The sequence below is a fragment of the Acutalibacter sp. 1XD8-36 genome (assembly GCF_009917525.1).
Lineage (GTDB): Bacteria > Bacillota > Clostridia > Oscillospirales > Acutalibacteraceae > Acutalibacter.
The window spans coordinates 1-22,121 of sequence record NZ_QZDU01000008.1 but is presented as its reverse complement, the minus strand read 5'-3'; the positions used below and the strand labels follow the sequence as shown (position 1 = coordinate 22,121).

Genomic DNA, 22,121 nt, shown 5'->3' with positions numbered 1-22,121 from the left:
CTTTTACAAAAAATAAGGCAGGGGCGCTCTCCGGAGTACCCGCTGTCTGCACTCCCGGAAAGACGCCCTTGCCTTTACCGTGCCCCATTATACGTCAGTAGGAGCTGTTTGTCAACCCTGTTTTGCAATATTTTCTTTTGGTATTTCATTTTTTTGAAAAAAACTCAAGTTTTTTTGGCAAGCTCTTGACATTCTGAAAGATAACGCATATAATAAATTCAAATGAGCAATGGCGTTCATTCCGGCCCAGGGAATCCCTGCGCCCGGGGCGGGCGTTATTTTTTTGAAAATTTTTATTAAGGATATGGTACTATGGAAATCGAAGGTCAGGTCCGCATCCCCTCCGGCTGTGCCATCGCGGCCGTCATCTCGAAAGAGGGCCGCAGAATGCCCGGCAGTATAGTCTCAGAGGCCATGCGCCCCATGCACGAGCGCTCCAACGGCCTGGGCGGCGGCTTTGCCGGGTACGGCATCTATCCGGCTTACCGGGAATTCTACGCCATGCACATGTTCTTTGACTGCAGGGATACCCGCAAGTCCTGCGAGGCCTTTTTGAAAGAGCGCTTTGAGCTGGTCCAGTCAGAGCTGATTCCTACCAGAAAGATGCCCTCTATCACCGGCGAGCCAATCATCTGGCGCTACTTCCTCTCTCCCTTTCCCTCCCTGCTGAGAAGCCTGCAGCTGGACGAGAAAGAGTTTGTGGCCCGAACCGTCATGAAAATAAACGCCGAAATAAAAGGAGCCTTTGTGTTCTCATCCGGGAAGAATATGGGGGTGTTCAAGGCCGTGGGCTATCCCGAGGACGTAGGGGAGTTCTATCGCTTAGAGGACTACGCCGGCTACGCCTGGTCCGCTCATGGGCGGTACCCTACCAATACCCCGGGCTGGTGGGGAGGGGCGCACCCCTTTACCCTGCTGGACTGGTCGGTGGTACACAACGGGGAGATTTCTTCTTATGACGCCAACCGGCGGTATATGGAGATGTTTGGTTATCAGTGTACATTGCAGACGGACACGGAAGTTATTACTTATATAATGGACTACCTGCTGCGGGTACAGGGGTTGAGCCTTGCGGAGGCCGCGTCGGTGGTTGCCGCCCCCTTCTGGAGCACGATAGAGAGCAAAACGGAGCACAGAGAAAAGCATATTTATCTGCGCAGCATGTTTCCCAGCCTGCTTATTACCGGACCCTTTTCCATCGTACTGGGATTTACAGGCGGGCTGATGGCCCTGAATGACCGGCTAAAGCTGCGCTCCATGGTTGTAGGCGAAAAGGACGACAGGGTGTTCATCGCCAGCGAAGAGGCCGCAATCCGGATGATGGAGCCGGAGGCGGAGCATATCTGGGCTCCGGCGGGCGGCGAACCGGTTATTGTGAGAGTAAAGGAGGGGGCGTACTGATGGGCATAGACTTTATCTATCCGGAATATGAGGTCCGGCGGGATGCTGGCCGCTGCACAGGCTGCGGCGCCTGCATAAAACAGTGCTCCCATGAGGTATACGCCATAGACGGCAGAAGCGGAAGAATTACGGCTGACGACACAAAATGCGTCAATTGCCAGCGCTGTGCCAGCTTCTGTCCTGCCCGGGCGCTGAAAATTGTCCGTTCAGATTATGCCCCCATGGGCAACTCCAATTGGCGGCAGTCTGTGGTCCATGAAATCTATAAGCAAGCCAGGACAGGCGGCGTGCTGCTGTCCTCCATGGGCAGTCCTAAGGAAATCCCTGTGTATTGGGATAAACTCCTGCTCAATGCCTCCCAGGTGACAAACCCTCCCATCGACCCTTTACGCGAGCCTATGGAGACAAAGGTTTTCCTGGGCCAGCGGCCGGAACGGGTGGTAAGAAGGCCTGACGGAAGCCTGGATACCACGATGCCGCCCCTGTTGGAACTGTCCATGCCTGTGATGTTCTCCGCTATGAGCTACGGCTCCATCAGCTATAACGCCCATGCCGCCCTGGCAAGAGCGGCGGATGAGCTGGATATCCTATACAATACTGGCGAGGGTGGGCTGCATGAGGATTTCTACCGGTATGGAGCCAACACCATTGTGCAGGTGGCATCCGGGCGGTTTGGGGTACATAAGGGATATTTGAACGCCGGGGCGGCTATTGAGATAAAGATGGGGCAGGGAGCAAAGCCGGGGATTGGGGGCCATCTGCCCGGCGGAAAAATTGTGGGGGACGTGGCCAGGACCCGTATGGTACCCGAGGGCTCCGACGCCATTTCTCCCGCGCCCCACCACGACATCTACTCTATTGAGGATTTGCGGCAGCTGGTGTTTTCCCTTAAGGAGGCCTCCGGGTATCAAAAGCCGGTCATCGTCAAGGTGGCGGCAGTGCATAATATTGCCGCCATAGCCAGCGGCATTGCCCGCAGCGGAGCAGACATTATCGCGATAGATGGTTTCCGGGGCGGCACCGGCGCGGCTCCCACCCGCATCCGGGACAATGTGGGCATCCCCATCGAGCTGGCCCTGGCGGCAGTTGACCAGCGCCTGCGGGACGAGGGTATCCGTGGGCAGGTAAGCCTGGTGGCCGGTGGCAGCATCCGCAGCGCCGCAGATGTGGTAAAGGCTGTGGCATTGGGGGCGGACGCCTGCTATATTGCCACAGCGGCTATGCTGGCCATGGGGTGCCATCTCTGCCACACCTGCCAAACCGGGCGCTGTGCCTGGGGCATTGCCACCCAAGAGCCGGAGTTGGTGAAACGCCTGGACCCGGATGCCGCGGCAAAAAGACTTATAAACCTGATGACAGCCTGGAGGCATGAGATGAAGGAGCTCATGGGGGGGATGGGGATAAACTCTATCGAAGCCCTTAGAGGCAACCGGCTTATGCTTCGGGGCATAGGACTCACCCAAAAGGAACTGGACATCTTAGGCATAAAACACGCGGGGGAATAACATGGAGACGATAAACATACAGGGCCTTGGTTACCATGAGATAAACGAGCGCCTGCGGAAAACCGCCGCCTGCAGGCTCACCGGCTGCTGCGGGGAAAGGTTTCTTGGCGCCGGCATGGACGCCGGAGAACTGACAATAGAAGGCGTGCCCGGGAACGCTCTGGGGGCTTATCTCAACGGCGGAAACATCACCGTATATGGTAACGCCCAAGACGCGGCGGGCGATACCATGAACGCCGGTGAGATAATCGTGCACGGCAGCATTGGGGACGCCGCGGGGTATGCTATGCGGGGCGGGCACATATTGGTGAAGGGAGACGCTGGGTACCGGGCCGGAATCCATATGAAGGCTTATAAGGACAAGGTCCCAGTGATGATAATAGGCGGCAGAGCCGGGAGCTTTCTGGGAGAATACCAGGCCGGGGGGATTATTATTGTGCTGGCGCTGAACGGCGGCAGGCCGGTGGGTAACTTCCCCTGCACCGGAATGCACGGAGGAAAATTGTTGCTGCGGGGCTGCTGGGAGGATATCTCTTTCCCTGCCCAGGTGACCGCGCAGCCGGCAGAGCGGGAGGAACTGGAGGAGGTGCGCGGGCAGCTGGAGGCCTTTTGCGTTGCCTTTGGGTATGATCTTTCCGAGGTGCTGAACAGCCCATTCACCTCTGTGACCCCGGACAATGGGAATCCTTACCGGCAGATGTATGTGATGAACTGAAAGGAGCGGCGACCATGAAATATACGCAAAACGAGGTCCTGCAGTATGTAAAGGAAGAGGATATTAAGTTTATCCGGCTGGCCTTCTGCGACGTATTTGGCCGGCAGAAGAATATTTCCATCCTGCCAGGGGAACTGCCCAGGGCCTTTGCCCAGGGTATTCCCTTTGACGGCTCCGCTATTGCGGGCTTTGGGGACGAGACCTATTCGGACCTGCTGCTGCACCCGGACCCAGATACCCTGACAGTGCTGCCCTGGCGGCCAGAGCACGGCAGGGTAGTGCGCATGTTCAGCAGCATAAGCCTGTCCGGCGGAACAGACTTCCCCGGCGATACCCGGCGGCTTCTGCAAAGGGCAGTGGAAGCGGCGGAAAAGCTGGGGCGCGGCTTTTTCTTCGGGACTGAGCAGGAGTTCTACCTGTTCAACCTGGACCAGAATGGGCAGCCTACTTTGGAGCCCTACGACCAGGCGGGATATATGGACATTGCCCCCGAGGACCGGGGGGAGAATATCCGCCGGGAGATTTGCCTAACCCTGGAACAGATGGGCATTGCCCCGGAGAGCTCCTACCACAAAGAAGGGCCGGGCCAGAATGAAATAGATTTCCGCTACTCTGACCCCCTTACCGCCGCGGACAACGCCATGACCTTCAGAACGGTGGTGAAGACTGTAGCAAGGCGTAACGGTCTCTGGGCAGATTTTTCACCCAGGCCCCTCCCTGACTGGCCAGGAAACGGCTTTCATGTCAATATATCCGTGCGCTCAGAACACAGCAACGACCTCTGTCATATAATTGCCGGAATACTGGAGAAGGCGCCGGAGATGACGGCCTTTCTGAATCCAGTGGAGAACTCATACGCCCGGTTTGGCAGGTTCAAAGCTCCCAGGTATATCTCCTGGTCCAGCGAAAACCGCTCTCAACTGGTGCGCATCCCCTCCGGTTCCGGGGAATACCGGCGTGCCGAACTGCGCTCCCCGGACCCTGAGGCCAATCCTTATCTAGCTTTGGCACTGATGATACAGGCGGGACTCTACGGCATCCGGCAGCGCTTGGACCTGCCTATGGTAGCGAACTTAAACCTGTACAAAGCGCCTCCCGAAGTACTTGCCCGGTACCGCCAGCTACCGGAAAGTTTGCCGGAAGCCCAGCGTCTGGCCTGGCAGAGCGTGTTTATCCGGGAGCATATGCCTGCTTGTGTGCTGGAAAGCTTCTGTGCAAGCAGTAAGCCTTGAAAAAAGAGGGGAAATTATGGCACTGGAAGAGCAGGTCTATCGTATGCTGGTCATATCCGGCCAGGACAAATTCAACAGGGCGCTGGAAGATTTTTTACCTGGCGTATTCCGGGCCCATACCCGTTTCGCCGGAAGCATCAGCCAGGGGCGTAGAATGCTTGCTGAGCGGGTCTTTGATTTTGTGCTGGTGAACTCGCCCCTCCCGGACGGTGCTGGAATGGGATTTGCCGTGGATATTAGCGAATCACAGGAAAGGGTGGTGGTACTTATGGTCCGCGCAGAGCTGTATGGCGAGGTATATGCCAGAACCTCTATACACGGCGTATTTACACTGCAAAAACCCCTATCCAAGGGTGGCATGGACCAGGCTCTTAGATGGATGGTGAGCGCCCGGGAAAAGCTGCGGCAAGTGGAAAAGAAGACCCTTTCCCTGGAGGAGAAGATGGCGGAAATACGCTTGGTAAACCGGGCCAAGTGGATACTGATTGAGTCCTGCGGTATGGATGAACCTCAGGCCCACCGCCATATTGAGAAACTGGCAATGAACCATGGCGTTACAAAAGGACAGGCGGCTCAAATGGTCCTGGAAGGGCAGTTTGTATGAAAATACGGTTTTTACTTGGCCGGGACATCTCTCAATTCCCCGTATGCCCCCAGCGCAATGCGCCCTATAGATAACGAAATTGCTTAACCCCACTACCGGAAAACACAAGTCAAAAGCAAAATAACGAAAACCGAAAGGATAGGGCCCCACCAGCTTGAACCGACCCCGTCAAGAAGGCAGAGAAAAATTTAAAGGAAGTTTATAGCGTAGCGGCGCTGTGGCAAAGAGAGATTCGGGTATGTACCACTGTTAATGTATTCAGGGCTTTTTGTCACCCTGTGATTCCCATTATACCGATTTTTCCTGGCCCACAAGTACACACTTTTTGTGGGGTAGTTACATAAAAGTAACCCACCCTCTTGACAGGGCGGGCCTGATACAGTACAATCAGAGTGTAACATGATATTTTAAAGTATTGGGGGCTGACATATGCTGACCAAAGAGGAACTCCCCGAATGTGACGTGGCCACCACGGTGCAGCTTATCGGAAGCAAATGGAAACTTCTCATTATCCGAAACCTGCGTATGCGCCCCTGGCGGTTCAACGAATTGCAGAAAAATTTGGAGGGACTCAGTCAGAAGGTGCTGACGGATTCCCTGCGGGCTTTGGAGGCGGACGGCCTTGTCACCCGCACGGTCTACACAGAGGTGCCGCCCCGGGTGGAATACGCGCTCAGTGAGCTGGGGGAGACGATACGACCAATTCTGGACGCTATGGAGCAGTGGGGAGCGGGGTATAAGGAGATGGCTGGGGAAAGGGGCTGACCCTATTCTTTGTTATGCGGCACAATTTTTGAGGTTGATTTTAGACTTGGCGCGAGGAATTTCCTCAAATCTTTTCTCCTTCTGACCCACACCCCGACCCACACGCGGAAAAACTGTGTGGAGACAGTGGAGCAGATAGGGCGAGAAACCTTCTGTATGTGTGCAGGAAAGCACTAAAAACTGCCTGAAAGCGCTCAATGTACGCTCCCCACACTGTTTGTAATCAGCAGGTCAGGGGTTCGAGTCCGTTCACCAGCTCCAAACTGGGCGGTCCGGCCCGTGAGTAAGGCCGGACAAGCCTTGTATAAAATTGCATAGTTTATGGGGGAGTTCCCGAGTGGCCAAAGGGGGCAGACTGTAAATCTGTTGTCGACGACTTCAGTGGTTCGAATCCACTCTCCCCCACCATGTTTACACATCTTAACAGATGCCACCCTCGAAAAACCGCGCCGTTGCGCGGTTTTTGAGCGTTCAAGAGGCCAAAAAACGACCGTCACGGCGTGACGTGTTTTTGGGGATGCCACCCTGATTTTTGGGATTCGAACCTGCGTGGTTCGAAAAACGAGGCAGGACAGAGAAAAGTCAATAGCAAAATTATGAGAGGGCCAGGAAGAAATATCCTGGCCCTTTTTCTATTTCTGGAAAAGGAGGATGTAAAGTGCCAAACTTTACAGAGAGCAAGATAGACCGGGCCTACGAAAGTTTTATGAAGCAAGTCCCTGGCTTCCAGCGGGACCCGCCGGAGGCCAGCATCATCCAGCGCGACCTGGATAAGAACGATCAGAAAGGAGATCGGAATGAGAGAAAAACAAAATGAGAGGCCTATGGCCGCTCCTTGACCGCGTATCTGGAAACATGGTTCAATGCGGACAAGAAATTCCATGAAGATTTGAGTGCCGATGATACCTGGCTAAACCTATACGCCACTTATGACCCCTTTAAGGACACGTTGGAAATGCACTATACGGTTGAAACCGATGATTTCAGCAGCACAAACGACTACCATCCTACCGAGAACGAGGAACGCATCGTCAAGGAGCTGATAAGGTCGAAAATACGCGAGGAATACGATCAGAGCCCTCAAGAGTTCTGCCGCGAATTTTCAGAAAACGACATTCAGATGGGAGGCCAAACATGACTCAATACATCTACCCGCAAAACCTCAAGGCCACGGCAAACCTCTGGCTGTGGAGCCTGCGGGACTTCGCAATCATCTGTGTAGGGCTGCTGATCTCGGCCCTGGCGCTTACGCAAATCCATCTTATTGTACCGCTGGCGTTGACCGCCGCCTACGCTTTCCTTTCCATTCGTCTGGAGGAAATCACGGTGCTTGACTACGTCCGTTACGCCGGAAAGTTCCTCCTGTTCAGCCAGCAGGAATACGTCTGGAGGTGTGAAGAATAAGCAGAAAAAAGAAAAAGGGAAACTCCACCCGCGCCCTCATGGGCCTGGAGGGGTTCACCAATTACGGGTTGAAGACCACCGGCGGCGAACTGGTGGTCTTTCTTGTACAGCCCACAAATATCTCGGTACTGTCCCATGCCAATGTGGAGATAAAGATTCGGCACTTGCTCATGGTTCTCTCCCAACACCCCGGCCTGGAGATCGCCTGCCTGGACTCCTGCGAGCGCTTTGACGATAACAAGCGCTTCATAAAGCGACGCTTACAAGAGGAAGATAATCCGGCGGTGCGCAAGGTGCTGGAGCAGGAGATCGGCTACCTGGAAAGCAAGCAGATCGAGATGTCCACGGCCCGGCAGTTCCTGTTCGTCCTGCGGTTCACCAAGGGCGAAAAAGCGGAGCAGGTGTTTCATGACGTCAACACCGCCATGACTACCTTCGCGGGCCAGGGCTTTGAGGTGCGGCGCATGGAGCGGGAGGACATCAACAGGCTGTCCTCTCCCAGCTGGCCGATAGGAGCAATATCACCCTGCGGGTCTACAACCGCATCGTGGACAATATGGAGCAGCGGAAGATCATCCAGAACGCCACTCGCCGCAACAAGCTCATGTCCGGGGGCACAGACGTGCAGGAGACCCTGGAGGCCGAGAACAACCTCAAGGACGTGATCGAGCTGCTGGTGAATCTGCGCAAGAACCGGGAGCCGCTTCTGCATTGCGCGGTGTTCATGGAGCTGAAGGCCCCCACCCTGGAAAAGCTGAAGGAATTGCAGTCCGATGTGCTCATGGAACTGACCCGCTCCAAAATCAATATCGACCGGCTGACCCTGCGGCAGAAAGAGGGCTTTTTATCGGTAGCTCCATTCGGGGCCAACCAGTTTGGGCCGCAGTTTGAGCGGGTGCTGCCAGCGTCCAGTGTTGCAAATCTTTACCCGTTCAACTACTCCGGCAAGTCCGACCCCAACGGCTTTTACCTGGGCCGGGACAAGTTCGGCACAAACATTCTCACCGACTTTGACCGCCGGGCCGACGACAAGACCAATTCTAATATCCTTATCTTGGGCAATTCCGGGCAGGGGAAATCGTATCTTCTCAAGGGCATTATATCCAATCTGAGAGAGTCTGGCAAGTCCATTATTTTGATGGATGCCGAGGCTGAATACCTGGACCTGACCAAGTCTCTGGGCGGCTGCTACCTGGATTTTCTGTCCGGCGACTACACAATAAACCCCTTGCAGCCCATGGCCTGGGAGGACGATGCCGAGCGGGAGGACGATGAGAACACCCCGGAAACCTTCCGCAAGACCAGCACTCTCTCCCGGCACATTTCCTATCTCAAAGACTTTTTCCGGGCCTACAAGGACTTCACCGACCCCCAGCTGGACACCATCGAGTTCATGCTGCAAAAGCTATACCGGCGCTTTGACATGGACGACCATACGGATTTTTCCTCTCTGTCTGCCGGGCAGTTTCCAACCATGTCGGATTTCTATGACTTGCTGGAGGACGAGTACAACCTCTACGACCAGAAGAAAAAGAACCTGTTCACCGAGGAAACCCTGCAGGAGATATGCCTGGCGCTCAATTCTATGTGCGAGGGGGCCGAGGCCCGATTCTTCAATGGGCATACCAATATAAAGGATGACAAATTCCTGTGCTTTGGGGTGAAAGGCGTTCTCAAGCTGAATAAGCGGCTCAAGGATGCGTTGCTGTTCAGCATTTTGTCCTACATGACTAACGCAATGCTGGGGGCAGGCAACTGCGTGGGCGCGGTGGACGAGTTGTATCTGTTCCTTACTAACATGACGGCTATTGAGTATATCCGCAACCTCATGAAACGAGTCCGCAAACGCAATTCCACCGTGCTCATTGCCAGCCAGAATATTGAGGATTTTCTGATACCCAGCATACGCGAGTTTACAAAGCCGCTGTTCAGCATACCGACCCATCAGCTGGGGCTCTCATGGCAACGGTCAATATGCAGATGCAGACCTTTGTATCCCAAGAGCAGCAGGCTGACCCCAACTACCAATATCTCTTGCGCCATAGGGACAGCCTGACCCCCAAGCAGAGCAAAGAACTGTGCGTGGGCGCGGTGCTGGGATATGTGTCTTCGCTGCGGGATTTCATTGCCAGAGATAATCTGGTTGAGATGCGCCGCCACAGAGAGACGGAACGGTATCTGGAATCCTTCCAAGACTGCGCGGACAAGGTGCGGCAGGCGCTGGAAACAGCCGAGCCTAACCTGTTCACCATGGCGGCGGAGGAAGAAAATGATATGCCTGACATGGGTATGACGATGTAAGACGGGAAGGATTATTATTGGGGCCACAATCATTCCGACCTAATGTCCGCCACAAAGGACCTGATAGGACGTGCAAAATGGGAGCTGGAGTTCTGCATGAGGCGCAGAGAACAGGCCCAGGCATCCAAAAAAGGGCCGGAGGATATGTGCCTATGATGAAACTTCCCAACTCCACGCCGTAACCTTATTACAATAAGAAAGGGTGATGCGATTGAATCAGCAAGACCATGGACATATGGAACAGCATGAGGACTTCGGGGAGAAGATCGGCGGCGCGAGAAAAGATTTGTGGAAGGAGCGGGGCCTGTATGTGGAGGACCTGGAGGCCATGAACGAGCGCGAGGCCGACAAGTTTGTAAAAAAAGATAACATATGGAAAAAGCCGGACTATGAGGCTATGCTGGACGAGGGCATACCCCTTGGCGTGGCGTACTATATCAAAAAAGCCCGGGACGCACTGCCCGCCTCACCGCAATATTACCGCAGCGACAGTACACCGGAGAAACGCCCTGCCAGGCAGAAGGAATACATTGAAACCGTCCGGGAGCTGCAAAGGGCTGTTTCGGAAGTCCGCACCGTGGAGGACGCTATAAAAGCCTATGACCGTTTCTTTGTGGAGAACGGGTATTTTGAGCCAGTACAGGGCTGGGCCAGCGGCCCCCACTATAAGGCAACAGAGAAGGCCAGGAAAAACCCGGCTATTACCAACAAACTATCGAATACCCTGTTCGTGCGCACAGAGGGGCAGTTTGACAGAAAATTTACAAAGAAAGCCCAGCAGGAACAGTTTGGCGTTCCCAAGGAGCAGAAGGTGCCGAGAGGCTATGAAATCCGGTATAACGATGGACAGCATACCAATTCCAGAAACAATGACTGGAAACCGGGCACCTACTATGTGACAAAGGGCTACTCCATTGTGCGGATAAATTTTGAAACCAAGGACGCGGCCTTGAAATGGGTGCAGGAGCTGGCGAAGAGCCGGAGCAAAAGCGGAAAGAGCCGGTTTGTGCCTCCCCAGCTTACCCATATAAACCGCAGCGGCCCGGAGTACCGCAGCGGCATGGAGATCACCGGGCAGCACTATCTTGACACATTTGGATTCCGTGGCGGGGAGTTTGGGAACTGGATGAACCGGAATGACCGGCAGTCCTCCCTTAACATGGGCTTTGAGGCCCTAAAGGACTTAGCGTCCGCCCTGAAAATCAGCGATAAGGACATTGCCTATCAGGGTGCGCTTGCCATTGCTTTTGGAGCAAGGGGCAGCGGGAACGCGGCCGCTCATTATGAGCCGCTGCGCAGGGTTATCAACCTGACGAAAATGCACGGGGCCGGTTCTCTGGCCCATGAATGGTGGCATGGGCTGGACGATTACCTGGGCACAAGGATGGGCGCAAAGGGTATGCTTTCGGAACAGCCCTGCCTCTATGCCCCCTTTCAAAAGCTGATAGAAACCATAAAGTATAAAACTGCCAGCCCGGAGCAGAGCGCGGCCCTTAACCAGGCGCAAAAGGAGCGCACCCGTCAAAATGCCGCCCGCTGGCTGGATTCGTTGGTGTTAAACTCCCTGAAACAGTATGGGAGCGAGGAACAGATAAAAACCTATGAGGGACTGAAAGAGGCTTTCCTCTCCGGCGAGGCCGGTGCCGTGGAGCAGATCAGCGCCCTGAAAAAAGCCGCTGCCGGGCGGGTTATCCCCAAAAGCGAGCGGGACCGGCTGGAATTTTGGGAACAGGCGCTGGCTGGGATGCAGGCGCAGGATATGCCGCAGCCCCGGCGGATAGAAACTGATTTCTACCGTAACTCCCTGCGGATGGGAGATGAGTGCGAAAGGGACGGGGGCTATTGGGACAGTAACACAGAAATGACCGCCCGGGCCTTTGCCTGCTATGTCATGGACAAACTGCCCGGAGATTCGGATTACCTGGTGGGCCACGCCGAGAGCGCGGTGACTTTCGTAGCGGGCAGGGACGGTGAACCGGAAATCCTGAAAGCATTCCCGGAGGGCGAGGAACGAAAGGCTATCAACGCGGTATTTGACGAGATCGTGGCAGAACTGAAACGGGAACAAATACTCATCCATTCTAATGAAACACTGCCCCTTGGGGTACAGGCTTTGGTGGAGAATGAGCAGCTTTCCCTGTTCCCCAAAGAGCGGCAATCTGTCGTGGAGCGTGTCAATGGAAAAAAGAGGGCCGGAAAGACCGGGCCTGCCATTGCTCAACCTGCACGGAGCCAAGAGCCGGGGCTTTGAGAGGACGTGACGGATGTCTTTGGAGAAATGTGAAGTGATTTCCGGTTTCCCTGTGTTCGCATTCCCGGAAAAGCCGGATTACCTGCCCATATCCAACGAGGAATTTAAGCAGCGCACATTGGAGGCGTGGACCCACGGCGACGTTAATTCCAGAGTTTCAGCGGCCTTTCGCGGCGGGGAACAGGAATGGGCGCTGCTATGGAATGACGAAAGCTATTCCGTCCGGGGGGCTGTAGCCTGCCGCGCCAGCGAGGAATACCAGCTAATCGTGTTCGATTCAGATGGAGTATTTATTCTTGGAAAAGACGCACTCTTTTCTTGGAAATACCCACTTAAGGCAGTAAAAGGAGGCGATTCTAACATAAGCGCTTATGATATTTCAGATAGTAACTCTAGCACTCCATCAAGATCCAGTGAGCTTTCTAGTGCAGAGAAGTCTGAAGAAGACTCAGATAGCGAAATATATCCAACCGTAAAAGCTTTTCTTGAAGATCCAGATGTACGAGAAGAAATCGATTCCTGGGTAGAGGAAATGATGGATGATGATATATCTGTGTCTGTCCGGGGAACAGAAAACAGCCTAATATATTATTACGAATATAGCGACAGTGCACTATCTACTGTTGATGAAAAAAAGCTTAGTTCCACTTTGAAATCTAACTTGGATAACGAGAGCATCATCGTTACGTTCGGAGGCATCGCGAAATCTATTGATGCGGTAGTAAGCGCAGATCCTGTGAAAGTGGTAGTAGTGTATGCAAAGTCTGATGGAACTGAGTTGGCGAGCAGAGAATATTTTGCAGAATAGCTTGATGTTAACCTAAAAGGTTTGGAGGAACCCATAATGAAAAAGCGAATTATATCTGTCATCCTAACGCTGTGCCTGATGATTAGCTTTACGCCAGGAGCGTATGCGGCCAGTATCAACGACAGCAGCGTATTTCTAAAACAGTCCAAAAGCGACACTTGTACCTACACAGCGGCAGCTATGATGCTTCGCCGTAGAGCAATCATTGATGGTGGAAACTGGTCTGCAATAACAGAGGACTCTGTTAGAAATGCAACTAGAGTACCTAATGTAGGGATGCTTAACAGTTACACTTATAGTGGAATGAGTGTGAAATATCAGTTTTTGAGTAACACATATACAACAACTGAAGCGAAGAAATCTTTTCTAATTTCTCTACTAAAAGATCACCCTGAAGGTGTAGTTGCCTACAATCAAAACCGCGCCAGTTGCGGGCAGTGGCATGCTATACTTATGACAGATTATGATGCGTCTAATGACACTTTCTATTGTGCTGATCCGGCAGGCAGTTCTCGAGGAAGAATCAAATTTGCTAACTCAACAATTAAAGGGAGCGGACAAGATGGGAAGCTATACTATATAAATGGGATATGGTATATTACAAATCGGTCGGGAGGCGGCACGCCTACATTACCATCGAACACTTGGGTAAAAGTTTCATGTGGAGAAACGGGGTATACAACAGACAACATCAAATTAACTTGGGGTGCAACTGACGCAACAAGTTATTGGATGCAAATTTTCAAAGACGGAGAGCTTATCACTAATAAGTCGGTAGGCAGCTCTACTTCCTTGACACAGCAGTATTCTGCTGGGAAATATACTGCATATATTGGTGCTATTAATTCAGCCGGGGACATTCCTGCTGTAAGCGTGAGTTTTATCGTTAAAGAGATCCCCAAACCTTCCAATACGTGGGTGAAGGTTTCATGTGGAGAAACGGGGTATACAACAGACAGCATCCAGCTAACTTGGGGTGCAACTGACGCAACAAGCTATTGGATGCAAATTTTCAAAGACGGAGAGCTTATCACTAATAAGTCGGTAGGCAGCTCTACTTCCTTGACACAGCAGTATTCTGCTGGGAAATATACTGCATATATTGGTGCTATTAATTCAGCCGGGGACATTCCTGCTGTAAGCGTGAGTTTTATCGTTAAAGAGATCCCCAAACCTTCCAATACGTGGGTGAAGGTTTCATGTGGAGAAACGGGGTATACAACAGACAGCATTCAGCTAACTTGGGGTGCAACTGACGCAACAAGCTATTGGATGCAAATTTTCAGAGACGGAGAGCTTATCACTAATAAGTCGGTAGGCAGTTCTACTTCCTTGACACAGCAGTATTCTGCAGGAAAATATACAGCTTATATAGGTGCTATAAATTCAGCGGGTGATATTCCTGCTGTATGTGTGAGTTTTACCGTTGTAGAGCCTCATACTACTCCCACACCCACGCCATCTCCTACAACAAAACCAACCCCAACACCTACAACCACACCCACCGCAGCCCCCACAACCGCACCTACCGCAATGCCTACCACCTCGCCAACCACATCCCCTACTACGTCCCCTTCCACAACACCTGATTTTACAGATGTAAAAGATGACGCTTACTACGCCCGACCGGTAGCCTGGGCCGTCGAAAATGGCATTACCAGCGGCATAGGCGCGGGCAAATTCGGCCCGGAAAACTCCTGCACCCGTGGACAGATTGTGACCTTCCTCTGGCACGCCGCCGGGAGTCCCACCCCTCAAACAACTACAAATCCTTTTACCGATGTGAAGTCCTCGGACTATTACTACAAGGCGGTTTTGTGGGCCGTTGAAAACAATATCACCTCCGGCATTGGAAACGGTAAGTTCGGCCCAGGTAATTCCTGCACTCGTGGACAATCAGTGACGTTTATATGGCGGGCTGTGGGGAGTCCTAACTCAGCTACAGGAAATTCATTTACAGATGTGGCTACAGGGAGCTACTATGAGAAAGCGGTGAATTGGGCCGTTGCGAATGGTATTACCTCCGGCACTAGCAAGACAGCCTTTAGTCCCAGTAAGACCTGCACCCGCGGGCAGATTGTGACTTTCTTGTATCGGGCTAATGGTTGACACATAAAGCCTTAATTTGAATCACAGAGAGGACTAGCCTGCCGCAAGGCTGGTTCTCTTTTTTTGACAAATACCCTTGACAACGGCTTTAGAAGTACCCCTACATCGAGCAGGTGTTTATCTATGCCCAACGCCCGGAGGCCACGGCCTGCGCCAGCTACGATGTGTGGAATAAACGCATGGGCCGGGTCGTGCGGCGGGGGTGTAAGGGTATCGCCCTGCCGGATGCCGGGGAGAACAGCCGTGGGCTGCGGTATGTGTTCGACATAGAGGACACGGTGAGCAGGGATGGGAGCCGCCGCCCCTATGTATGGGAGTACCTGGACGAACACACGGAGCCGGTAACTGCCGCCCTGGCGGATAAGTACAATATCACAGACGAAAGCGGCTTGGCCTACCAGCTGGAGGCCATTGCCCAGGAGTTAGCTGCCGGGTATTGGGAGGACCATATGGAGGACATCCTTGCCAGTGTTCCCGGCTCATTTTTGGAGGAGTTTGACGAGCTGAATATAGAGATGGCTTTCCGGGACGCAGCCAGCGTCAGCACGGCCTATGCCCTGTTCTCCCGGTGCGGTCTGGACCCAAGTGAGCAGTTCTCACAAGAGGATTTTATGCCTGTGTTCGATTTTAACACCCTGGACGCTGTGACCGCCCTGGGCACGGCGGTCAGCGAAAACAGTGAGCAGGTCCTGCGGCAGATTGAAATTACAGTCAAGAATCGCGGGCTGAAAGTGCTGATAAAGAATCCCTATGCCAGTGTCAACAAACAAATCATTCTCAAAGGGGCTGTGGAATATGCCTTTGATGCAAGCGATTCTGATATAGGGAATATCACCCGCATGGACAATGCCCTGGAACGTCTGCCGGAGGAACTGGAAAAAACAAAGGCCAGTTTAGAGAACATAAAGCAGCAGATAGAGAGCGCCAAAGCCGAGGTAGGCAGGCCCTTCCCACAGGAACAGGAGCTGAAAAACAAGCTGGCGAGGATTGCGGAGCTGGACATTGCTTTAAAGATGAGGGATGATGGACCAGAAGAAACGACAGGCCGTTCCGTGCCATCTTTTTCCGCAGAGGAGATCACGCGGTAAGACCTGCCAGACGTTCACAAAGCGTCCTTGATTCGTCCACTTTTTCCTGCTATAATATGTACTGTAAAGAAGTGCAGAGAGGCGGAGCTGGAAACAGCCCCGCCTTTTTTGCGCTCATTTTTTTGAAAGGGAGCGATGCTATGGATGAACAGACCTGCAATGAATTGTACGAAAGGATGAACGCGGAGCAGGAGGCTTACCGGGCTGAACTGCTGGCTATGCCGCCCGATAAAATCTTGGAACATACTTGGGAATACACCGCCAGAGAGGATATTCTTGACGCTGTGTGCAATGGGGTACTGCCGGAAAATCAGGTGCGGGCGCTGCTGAAATCATCCTGCCCACTGGCTGATGTGCTCAAGGAATACCAGGATTTGGACAGCCCCAATGACGATATCCTCGCCGCTGTTGAAATCGCCGCTAACCTATACATGGAGCCGCCCATCTACCGCCAGGACTATAAATATGCCATAGAGCACGGCGAGCGCGACGCCTATTTCGCGTCCCGGAAAGCCTATGAGGGCTGCGCAAGGGCAATCACTGCATCCATCAACAAGCACTTTGACGGTATGCACCTGAACAAGGAATGTCTTCCGGAGGCCATGGAGAAGTACAGCCCAGAACGCATAAGGGATGTACTGGCCTGCACCATTCAGCATAAGGAATGGGATGGGCGGTTTTCACGTAGCAATCGGGAATGGGCAATGAAAGCCGATACTTCACACGTGGGAGAAGAGCCGTACCGGTACATATGCGAGACCCATTCGACCCTGCTGAACAGCTTTGTTTCTATGTTCCGCAGGGAGGTTTTAGAGCAGAAACGTGATGAAAAAGCCACCGTTCCCGCGCAGCAAAAGCCCCGTGAAAGGAGTGATGATTTTGAACTGTGACAACAATTCTGCCGCCAGAGGCCCCCCTGGGGGCTTTTTTCTTTCAATTATAATACGGAATCGAGGTGAAAGCTATAGCAAAAAAGGAAAATTTGGTGACGTTGACCATCTCTTTCCCGGACGATAAGCGGGAGGCTTTGGAGCATTTTTTGGACGAAACCGGCGGCAAAATCGAGGTCTGCCTAGCGGAATCCATGGAGGACTGGTATCGGAAAACCGTGCCGGTCGGGGTGCGGAAGTACCTGGATGCCAAGTGGGAAAAGGAGTGCGGAGCACCGCCGGAGCCTCTTAAAACTCCTGCCCCGGAGCCGGAGGGGAGCACCGACGCCCCCTCTTGGGAGGGCTGACGGGGGGCAAAAGTGGGGCCTGCGGCCCCACCCGTAGAGGGAACGACCGCAGGGCGTTCCCGGTACTAGCCAGCATCGCATTTGTATACACGGTTGTCTACACAACCGTCTACACAAATACCACTGGTTAGGGGACACCCCTAATACCCCGGCTTTTAGAGCGCTCCGCGCTTTACTTTGTAGAAGGAAGTTGTTAAGTTGTGGTTTAATTTCCGCCTGACCGAAAAGGAACATAAGCGGCTGAAAAGGCGGGCCAAGTCCTGCGGCCTTTCCATGTCGGGCTATGTCCGGCAGATCATCAACGGATACAAGCCTAGGGAATCCCCGCCCGCTGATTACTTTGCCTTGAGCCGTGAGCTAAAGGAGATCGGCAGCAATCTTAACCAGTTAGCTTTTGTGGCAAACGCCACCGGCCTGATTGACGAGGCTGCTTACTATGAGAACGTGACTCACCTGCGGGACAGCCTGCGGCGAATCGAGCAAGCGGTAGTGGGTACAGCGGATGGCGCAGACGAAGATATGGCCGGTTAAAAGCCATCTGCCCAGGGCTATCCGCTACATCCTGAACCCGGCAAAAACCCAGGAGGGCAAGCTGGTGACTGGCGTGAATCTGTTTATCCCGCCCAATGACTGGCAACCCCCCGCCAATCAGATGGTAAGCACCAAGCTGCGCTTTGGCAAACAAGGCGGCAGGCTGGCTTACCACTTGGAGCAGAGCTTTAAGCCGGGAGAAGTCACGCCGGAGGTTGCCCACCAGATTGGCGTGGAGCTGGCAAAGGAGCTGTTTGGGGAGAAGTTCGAGGCAGTGGTTGCCACCCACACAGATAAGGAGCATATCCACTCGCACATTATCCTTAACTCGGTTTCCTTTATAGATGGGAGCAAGTTCCACCAGCCCAACGCCATGTACTACGACCGTATACGCAAAATCTCAGACCGGCTTTGCGAAAAATACGGTCTTTCTATCATAAAGGAGGCGAAGTCGCACAAGTATGAGAGCTATCCTGCCCAGCACCATAAGAAACCGCAGCCCTCCCCCACGGTCCACTCCATCATGTACCAGGATATAGACCGGGCAATCAACGCTGCTGCCGGCCTAAATGACTTCTACCGTATCTTAACGCAGATGGGCTACCGGGTCAAGCGGGAGGGTAAGTACCCGGCTATTTCCCCGGAGGGTCACGGCTTTTTCCGGCTGTACAAATTCAAAGACGGATATACGGAGGAAGATATTCGCAAGCGTATTGCCGGAAAGAATCAGGACCGCCGCCCCCGGCAGCAAAAACCCCGGCAGGTCTATGGAGTGTGGAAGAATCAGGAGGAACACCGCGCATACCAAAAGCGGTATACCGGCTACTATGCCCGGAGATATGACCGCCGTGGCCTTAACGCCACCTATCTGCACTACCGGTATATGCTGGTGAGCATCCGGCGGCAGAGCTATCCCCGCTACCCCAGTATGGAGCAGCGCAAGGCCCTGGCCAAGCTGGAAAAGTATTCCCAGGAGGCGCGGCTGCTGGTGCGCAACAAAATACAGACAGGAAAGGAGCTGAGCGCCTATCAGGTTTCGCTAGGTGAAAGAATCCATGAACTGCACAAAGAGAGGTGGTATTTGAAACGGGATTTGCAGAAGAACCCCACTTGGGAGGAAAGGCAGGTGATAGAGCAGAAAATCTCAGGTATTAACCAGCGGCTGAAACCGCTCTACCGGGAGCGGAGTCTTTGCAAGGATATTGCGGAACGCTGTACTTCGGTTACGGCGGCAGTGGACCGGGAAAAGGAGATTGCTCAACGCCAGTTAGGAAGGGAAAGAGGTGACATATAAGGGCATTGCCTATGTGTTCCGAATTATCGAGGAGGCGGCGCGCGCCGGGGAGCGGAACAACGCCCGGCTTGCCGGGGTCATGGCTGGGATGAACCAGCAGGATTACAGTACCCGCAGCGCCATGGAGATGGAGCGGATGATTCAACAGGGCAAGGGCTTCTGCCAGTTTGACCTTATGGAAAAGGATTACAAGACCTTTTATGACGCTGCCATGAGCGCTGGGGTACGGTTCTCCTGTGTGAGCCTGGACAAGATTCATCCAGAGGGTGAGCGGCTGTTTACCATCTTCTGCAGCCCGGACCAGGCGGACATCGTAAACCGCATTATTGAAATCAATGAACTCAACGGCGTGAAGTCTGCGGAGTATGAGCAGGAATCAGCCAGGGAAGTCACACCCCAGGAGGTGGAGGCCATGAGTGAGGAGGAACTGCGCCAGCGCAACCGGGCCAAGAACGCGGATTTTATCACACAGTTTATGGACGAGGTGCAGCCCCACGCCACCCCAAACCCTACTACCCCGGCGGAGCGCGGGAGCGCTGCTCCGTCAGAGGGCTTGTCAACGTCTACCGCCAGCGGGCGGCAGTCGGTCCGGGAGAGGGTTGAGGCAATCCGTCAGGGTGCCGGTAAGGAAACTTTGGGCCAGCCCCCAGTGGCGGGCCACATCCCCAGCAGGGACGATACGGCCCGGCTTTTTTATGAAAAGAATATGCACAATTTGAGCACGGCAACAAGAGAAATCTAACGCAGAAAGGATGGTATCATGAACGGAAATTTTGATTTTAGCCAGTATCTTGCCTACCAGAAAAAGCTCCGGGAGGAAACCGGCAGGCTGACCGCCGAAACCGTGGAGGAGGTTTGGGGCGATATGGAGCAGTTCCCCCGCCTGCTGGACGTGGTGGAGCGTTTCAACCTTGCCAGCGGGACCCTGAGCGGGGGCAGCGCCAATGCCCTGCTGATTTACGCCCAGTGTCCGGGCGCTACCCGGCTTGGCTCCTTTGAGGACTGGAAGAAGGAGCAGGCGTATATCCGCAAGGGCGAGAAGGGCATCCGCATTTACGTCCGCAGCTCCGGCAAGGAGGATTCCAAGACCCACCGGACAAGGTATTCCTGCATCCACCCCATACTTTCCCGTTTTCGTTTGATTTCCCGGGCAAGAGGACGAAAGTCGAATCGGATTTGTTTGTCGTACATTTTCATATCACCCTATGTCATTTTACATTGTATGGGCGGATATGAAAACAAAATGAAATTCTATGTTTGGTACTATTTCATTCTATACCAGCGTTGTCGAAGAATTGAAAAATAGACAACTATTTCACACACATTCCACATTCCCATGTTATACTGCCCCCCAAAGGAGGTGTGCCAATGGCAACACTACTAATTGTTGAGGACGATCACAAGACGAACGATGCGATCTGCGAATATCTCAAGCCCACGGGCCACTCGCTCATTCCGGCCTATGATGGCAGCGAGGCCCTTCAGCTTTTCCGTGAGAACAGCATCGACCTTGTTGTGCTGGACATTATGCTGCCCCATGTCAGCGGCCTGTCTATTCTGCATGAGATACGACGAACGAGCACAACGCTCGTTCTGATGCTTACGGCCATTGAGGACGAGTATACCCAGGTCATGAGTTTTGACGAACAGGCGGACGATTACATGACAAAGCCCTTTTCCATGGTGCTGCTGGGGAAACGGATCGCCGCCCTCCTACGGCGAAGTGGACAGGCCCCGTTACCTCAAACTATAACCTTTGGCGACGTGACCGTTGATTTCTCTGGCTACACCGCCAGCGACAGCGCCGGGAAAATCGACATTATGCCCAAGGAAATTGATTTGCTCCGGCTGCTGGTGGAACATAAAGGACTGGTGCTGACCCGTTCGCAGATTTTGGATGAGTTGTGGGGCGCTGACTATCCAATCATCGACCGAACCGTGGACACCTACATCAAAAATCTGCGGAAGAAGCTGCGGCTTGACCGTATCGTGACGGTCAAAGGCATCGGCTACAAATACGAGGTACAGACATGAAACGATTAAAACTGTTTCCGAAAATCTTTCTCTATACCATGAGCATCATGCTCTTTGTCGTTGTTGTCACACATGGGCTGCCGGGTATCGACTGGAAAGCCTTTACTGTGGAAGTAGACAATGAAACCTACGAGAACGCCGCCGCTCCGCTGGCTACGCTGAATGAATTGGTCGTGACCCTGCTGGTGGTGATCATCGTTGTCAGCGCCATCATTCTGGCCCTGATTTTGACCCTTTGGACAAAGACCCGCATCCATGAGATTGGCGTGTTCCTGTCCGTGGGTATCAGGAAATCGGCCATCATCGGGCAGTATTTGATTGAGGTGCTGCTGATTGCCGTCTTCGCCTTTGGCCTGTCCTACTTCACCAGCAACGCCATAGCGGGGCAGATCGGCAACCACCTGTTGGAGCAGAGTATGCAGACGGAACCGGGGGACGATAACGATGTTGTAGCTGCCGCCGCTGCGGTTGATGTGGGTGCGGATAATCTGCTTCAAAAGCCCCTGCCTACGGAGAACGGCATTCAGGTGTCCGTTGGGCTGGATAATTTGGCCCAGCTTTATCTGATCGGCCTTGCCATCGTCATTGTGACGGTCAGCGCATCGTCCATCACGGTCATGCGGCTGAAACCCCGTGAAATCCTGTCTAAAATGAGCTGAAGGAGGTACTATCATGCCTATGCTGGAATTGAAAAATGTTTCTTACGCCTACGAAAAGGGCAAAGCGGTTTTGCAGAACGTCAGCGCAGAACTGGAAACCGGGAAAATGTATGCCATCCTCGGCCCGTCCGGGTCGGGCAAGACCACGCTGCTGTCCCTGCTGGGCGGGCTGGATGTGCCGAC

General features: G+C 53.5%; 25 protein-coding genes and 1 tRNA gene. All 26 read left to right on the top strand.

What is annotated here, in order from left to right:
- Nucleotides 1-312 precede the first annotated feature (312 nt).
- On the top strand, nucleotides 313-1,401 hold the full coding sequence (locus tag D5270_RS12225) for a class II glutamine amidotransferase (RefSeq protein ID WP_166544376.1): 1,089 nt from the start codon (nucleotides 313-315) through the stop codon (nucleotides 1,399-1,401).
- A complete protein-coding gene (locus D5270_RS12220; protein WP_166544375.1) occupies nucleotides 1,401-2,906 on the top strand; it encodes a glutamate synthase-related protein in 1,506 nt (501 codons plus the stop codon). The genes D5270_RS12225 and D5270_RS12220 overlap by 1 nt, the downstream gene beginning before the upstream one ends.
- Before the next feature lies 1 nt (nucleotide 2,907).
- Nucleotides 2,908-3,621, top strand: a complete 714-nt coding sequence (locus tag D5270_RS12215; protein WP_166544374.1) for a glutamate synthase — start codon at nucleotides 2,908-2,910, stop codon at nucleotides 3,619-3,621.
- 14 nt (nucleotides 3,622-3,635) lie between these two features.
- Nucleotides 3,636-4,853: a glutamine synthetase family protein gene (locus D5270_RS12210; protein ID WP_166544373.1), complete on the top strand. Its 1,218-nt coding sequence runs from the start codon at nucleotides 3,636-3,638 to the stop codon at nucleotides 4,851-4,853.
- A 16-nt stretch (nucleotides 4,854-4,869) separates the two neighbouring features.
- The gene (locus tag D5270_RS12205; RefSeq protein WP_166544372.1) at nucleotides 4,870-5,457 is read left to right on the top strand and encodes an ANTAR domain-containing response regulator; all 588 of its coding nucleotides are present in this window, start codon (nucleotides 4,870-4,872) and stop codon (nucleotides 5,455-5,457) included.
- 429 nt (nucleotides 5,458-5,886) lie between these two features.
- A complete protein-coding gene (locus D5270_RS12200; protein ID WP_166544371.1) occupies nucleotides 5,887-6,222 on the top strand; it encodes a winged helix-turn-helix transcriptional regulator in 336 nt (111 codons plus the stop codon).
- A 323-nt stretch (nucleotides 6,223-6,545) separates the two neighbouring features.
- Nucleotides 6,546-6,630 (top strand) — tRNA-Tyr (locus D5270_RS12195).
- A 250-nt stretch (nucleotides 6,631-6,880) separates the two neighbouring features.
- Nucleotides 6,881-7,039 (top strand): hypothetical protein, encoded by a 159-nt coding sequence (locus D5270_RS12190; protein WP_166544370.1) that lies wholly within the window; start codon nucleotides 6,881-6,883, stop codon nucleotides 7,037-7,039.
- A gap of 18 nt (nucleotides 7,040-7,057) precedes the next feature.
- Entirely contained in the window at nucleotides 7,058-7,360 is a 303-nt protein-coding gene (locus D5270_RS12185; RefSeq protein ID WP_166544369.1) for a hypothetical protein, read from the top strand.
- On the top strand, nucleotides 7,357-7,626 hold the full coding sequence (locus D5270_RS12180; RefSeq protein WP_166544368.1) for a hypothetical protein: 270 nt from the start codon (nucleotides 7,357-7,359) through the stop codon (nucleotides 7,624-7,626). Before D5270_RS12185 ends, D5270_RS12180 begins: the two co-directional genes overlap by 4 nt.
- Before the next feature lie 38 nt (nucleotides 7,627-7,664).
- Nucleotides 7,665-8,291 carry a hypothetical protein gene (locus tag D5270_RS12175; protein WP_166544367.1) on the top strand — a complete coding sequence of 209 codons (627 nt, stop codon included), beginning with the start codon at nucleotides 7,665-7,667 and terminating at the stop codon, nucleotides 8,289-8,291.
- Entirely contained in the window at nucleotides 8,183-9,682 is a 1,500-nt protein-coding gene (locus D5270_RS12170; protein WP_166544366.1) for a VirB4 family type IV secretion system protein, read from the top strand. The genes D5270_RS12175 and D5270_RS12170 overlap by 109 nt, the downstream gene beginning before the upstream one ends.
- Entirely contained in the window at nucleotides 9,661-9,927 is a 267-nt protein-coding gene (locus D5270_RS12165; protein WP_166544365.1) for a hypothetical protein, read from the top strand. Before D5270_RS12170 ends, D5270_RS12165 begins: the two co-directional genes overlap by 22 nt.
- 235 nt (nucleotides 9,928-10,162) lie before the next feature.
- Nucleotides 10,163-12,178 carry an LPD1 domain-containing protein gene (locus tag D5270_RS12160; RefSeq protein ID WP_243150355.1) on the top strand — a complete coding sequence of 672 codons (2,016 nt, stop codon included), beginning with the start codon at nucleotides 10,163-10,165 and terminating at the stop codon, nucleotides 12,176-12,178.
- Between the two features lie 19 nt (nucleotides 12,179-12,197).
- Entirely contained in the window at nucleotides 12,198-12,986 is a 789-nt protein-coding gene (locus D5270_RS12155; protein ID WP_166544364.1) for a DUF4854 domain-containing protein, read from the top strand.
- Between the two features lie 36 nt (nucleotides 12,987-13,022).
- Nucleotides 13,023-15,095 (top strand): S-layer homology domain-containing protein, encoded by a 2,073-nt coding sequence (locus D5270_RS12150; RefSeq protein ID WP_166544363.1) that lies wholly within the window; start codon nucleotides 13,023-13,025, stop codon nucleotides 15,093-15,095.
- A 113-nt stretch (nucleotides 15,096-15,208) separates the two neighbouring features.
- On the top strand, nucleotides 15,209-16,183 hold the full coding sequence (locus D5270_RS12145; protein ID WP_166544362.1) for a hypothetical protein: 975 nt from the start codon (nucleotides 15,209-15,211) through the stop codon (nucleotides 16,181-16,183).
- A 140-nt stretch (nucleotides 16,184-16,323) separates the two neighbouring features.
- The gene (locus D5270_RS12140; protein WP_166544361.1) at nucleotides 16,324-17,073 is read left to right on the top strand and encodes a DUF3849 domain-containing protein; all 750 of its coding nucleotides are present in this window, start codon (nucleotides 16,324-16,326) and stop codon (nucleotides 17,071-17,073) included.
- 95 nt (nucleotides 17,074-17,168) lie between these two features.
- Nucleotides 17,169-17,420 carry a DUF6103 family protein gene (locus tag D5270_RS12135; protein WP_166544360.1) on the top strand — a complete coding sequence of 84 codons (252 nt, stop codon included), beginning with the start codon at nucleotides 17,169-17,171 and terminating at the stop codon, nucleotides 17,418-17,420.
- Between the two features lie 198 nt (nucleotides 17,421-17,618).
- A complete protein-coding gene (locus D5270_RS12130) occupies nucleotides 17,619-17,951 on the top strand; it encodes a plasmid mobilization protein (RefSeq protein WP_166544359.1) in 333 nt (110 codons plus the stop codon).
- Complete coding sequence (locus D5270_RS12125) at nucleotides 17,923-19,245, top strand: relaxase/mobilization nuclease domain-containing protein (RefSeq protein WP_166544358.1); 1,323 nt, start codon at nucleotides 17,923-17,925, stop codon at nucleotides 19,243-19,245. Before D5270_RS12130 ends, D5270_RS12125 begins: the two co-directional genes overlap by 29 nt.
- Nucleotides 19,235-19,987, top strand: coding sequence for a DUF3801 domain-containing protein (locus D5270_RS12120; RefSeq protein ID WP_166544357.1), 753 nt, complete (start codon nucleotides 19,235-19,237; stop codon nucleotides 19,985-19,987). The genes D5270_RS12125 and D5270_RS12120 overlap by 11 nt, the downstream gene beginning before the upstream one ends.
- A gap of 18 nt (nucleotides 19,988-20,005) precedes the next feature.
- Nucleotides 20,006-20,551, top strand: coding sequence for an ArdC-like ssDNA-binding domain-containing protein (locus D5270_RS12115; protein ID WP_166544356.1), 546 nt, complete (start codon nucleotides 20,006-20,008; stop codon nucleotides 20,549-20,551).
- A gap of 62 nt (nucleotides 20,552-20,613) precedes the next feature.
- The gene (locus D5270_RS12110; RefSeq protein ID WP_166544355.1) at nucleotides 20,614-21,279 is read left to right on the top strand and encodes a response regulator transcription factor; all 666 of its coding nucleotides are present in this window, start codon (nucleotides 20,614-20,616) and stop codon (nucleotides 21,277-21,279) included.
- Entirely contained in the window at nucleotides 21,276-21,938 is a 663-nt protein-coding gene (locus tag D5270_RS12105) for an FtsX-like permease family protein (RefSeq protein WP_243150354.1), read from the top strand. The genes D5270_RS12110 and D5270_RS12105 overlap by 4 nt, the downstream gene beginning before the upstream one ends.
- A 13-nt stretch (nucleotides 21,939-21,951) precedes the next feature.
- Nucleotides 21,952-22,121, top strand: a 170-nt coding sequence (locus tag D5270_RS12100; RefSeq protein ID WP_166544354.1) for an ATP-binding cassette domain-containing protein, incomplete at its 3' end; no start/stop codon positions are given.

Excerpts from the sequence above, each read along its gene's own strand:
- D5270_RS12225 (WP_166544376.1), top strand. The coding sequence starts at position 313 with ATGGAAATCGAAGGTCAGGTCCGCATCCCCTCCGGCTGTGCCATCGCG.
- D5270_RS12220 (WP_166544375.1), top strand. The coding sequence starts at position 1,401 with ATGGGCATAGACTTTATCTATCCGGAATATGAGGTCCGGCGGGATGCT.
- D5270_RS12215 (WP_166544374.1), top strand. The coding sequence starts at position 2,908 with ATGGAGACGATAAACATACAGGGCCTTGGTTACCATGAGATAAACGAG.
- D5270_RS12210 (WP_166544373.1), top strand. The coding sequence starts at position 3,636 with ATGAAATATACGCAAAACGAGGTCCTGCAGTATGTAAAGGAAGAGGAT.
- D5270_RS12205 (WP_166544372.1), top strand. The coding sequence starts at position 4,870 with ATGGCACTGGAAGAGCAGGTCTATCGTATGCTGGTCATATCCGGCCAG.
- D5270_RS12200 (WP_166544371.1), top strand. The coding sequence starts at position 5,887 with ATGCTGACCAAAGAGGAACTCCCCGAATGTGACGTGGCCACCACGGTG.
- D5270_RS12180 (WP_166544368.1), top strand. The coding sequence starts at position 7,357 with ATGACTCAATACATCTACCCGCAAAACCTCAAGGCCACGGCAAACCTC.
- D5270_RS12175 (WP_166544367.1), top strand. The coding sequence starts at position 7,665 with ATGGGCCTGGAGGGGTTCACCAATTACGGGTTGAAGACCACCGGCGGC.
- D5270_RS12170 (WP_166544366.1), top strand. The coding sequence starts at position 8,183 with ATGGAGCAGCGGAAGATCATCCAGAACGCCACTCGCCGCAACAAGCTC.
- D5270_RS12160 (WP_243150355.1), top strand. The coding sequence starts at position 10,163 with ATGGAACAGCATGAGGACTTCGGGGAGAAGATCGGCGGCGCGAGAAAA.
- D5270_RS12150 (WP_166544363.1), top strand. The coding sequence starts at position 13,023 with ATGAAAAAGCGAATTATATCTGTCATCCTAACGCTGTGCCTGATGATT.
- D5270_RS12140 (WP_166544361.1), top strand. The coding sequence starts at position 16,324 with ATGGATGAACAGACCTGCAATGAATTGTACGAAAGGATGAACGCGGAG.
- D5270_RS12125 (WP_166544358.1), top strand. The coding sequence starts at position 17,923 with ATGGCGCAGACGAAGATATGGCCGGTTAAAAGCCATCTGCCCAGGGCT.
- D5270_RS12115 (WP_166544356.1), top strand. The coding sequence starts at position 20,006 with ATGAACGGAAATTTTGATTTTAGCCAGTATCTTGCCTACCAGAAAAAG.
- D5270_RS12110 (WP_166544355.1), top strand. The coding sequence starts at position 20,614 with ATGGCAACACTACTAATTGTTGAGGACGATCACAAGACGAACGATGCG.
- D5270_RS12105 (WP_243150354.1), top strand. The coding sequence starts at position 21,276 with ATGAAACGATTAAAACTGTTTCCGAAAATCTTTCTCTATACCATGAGC.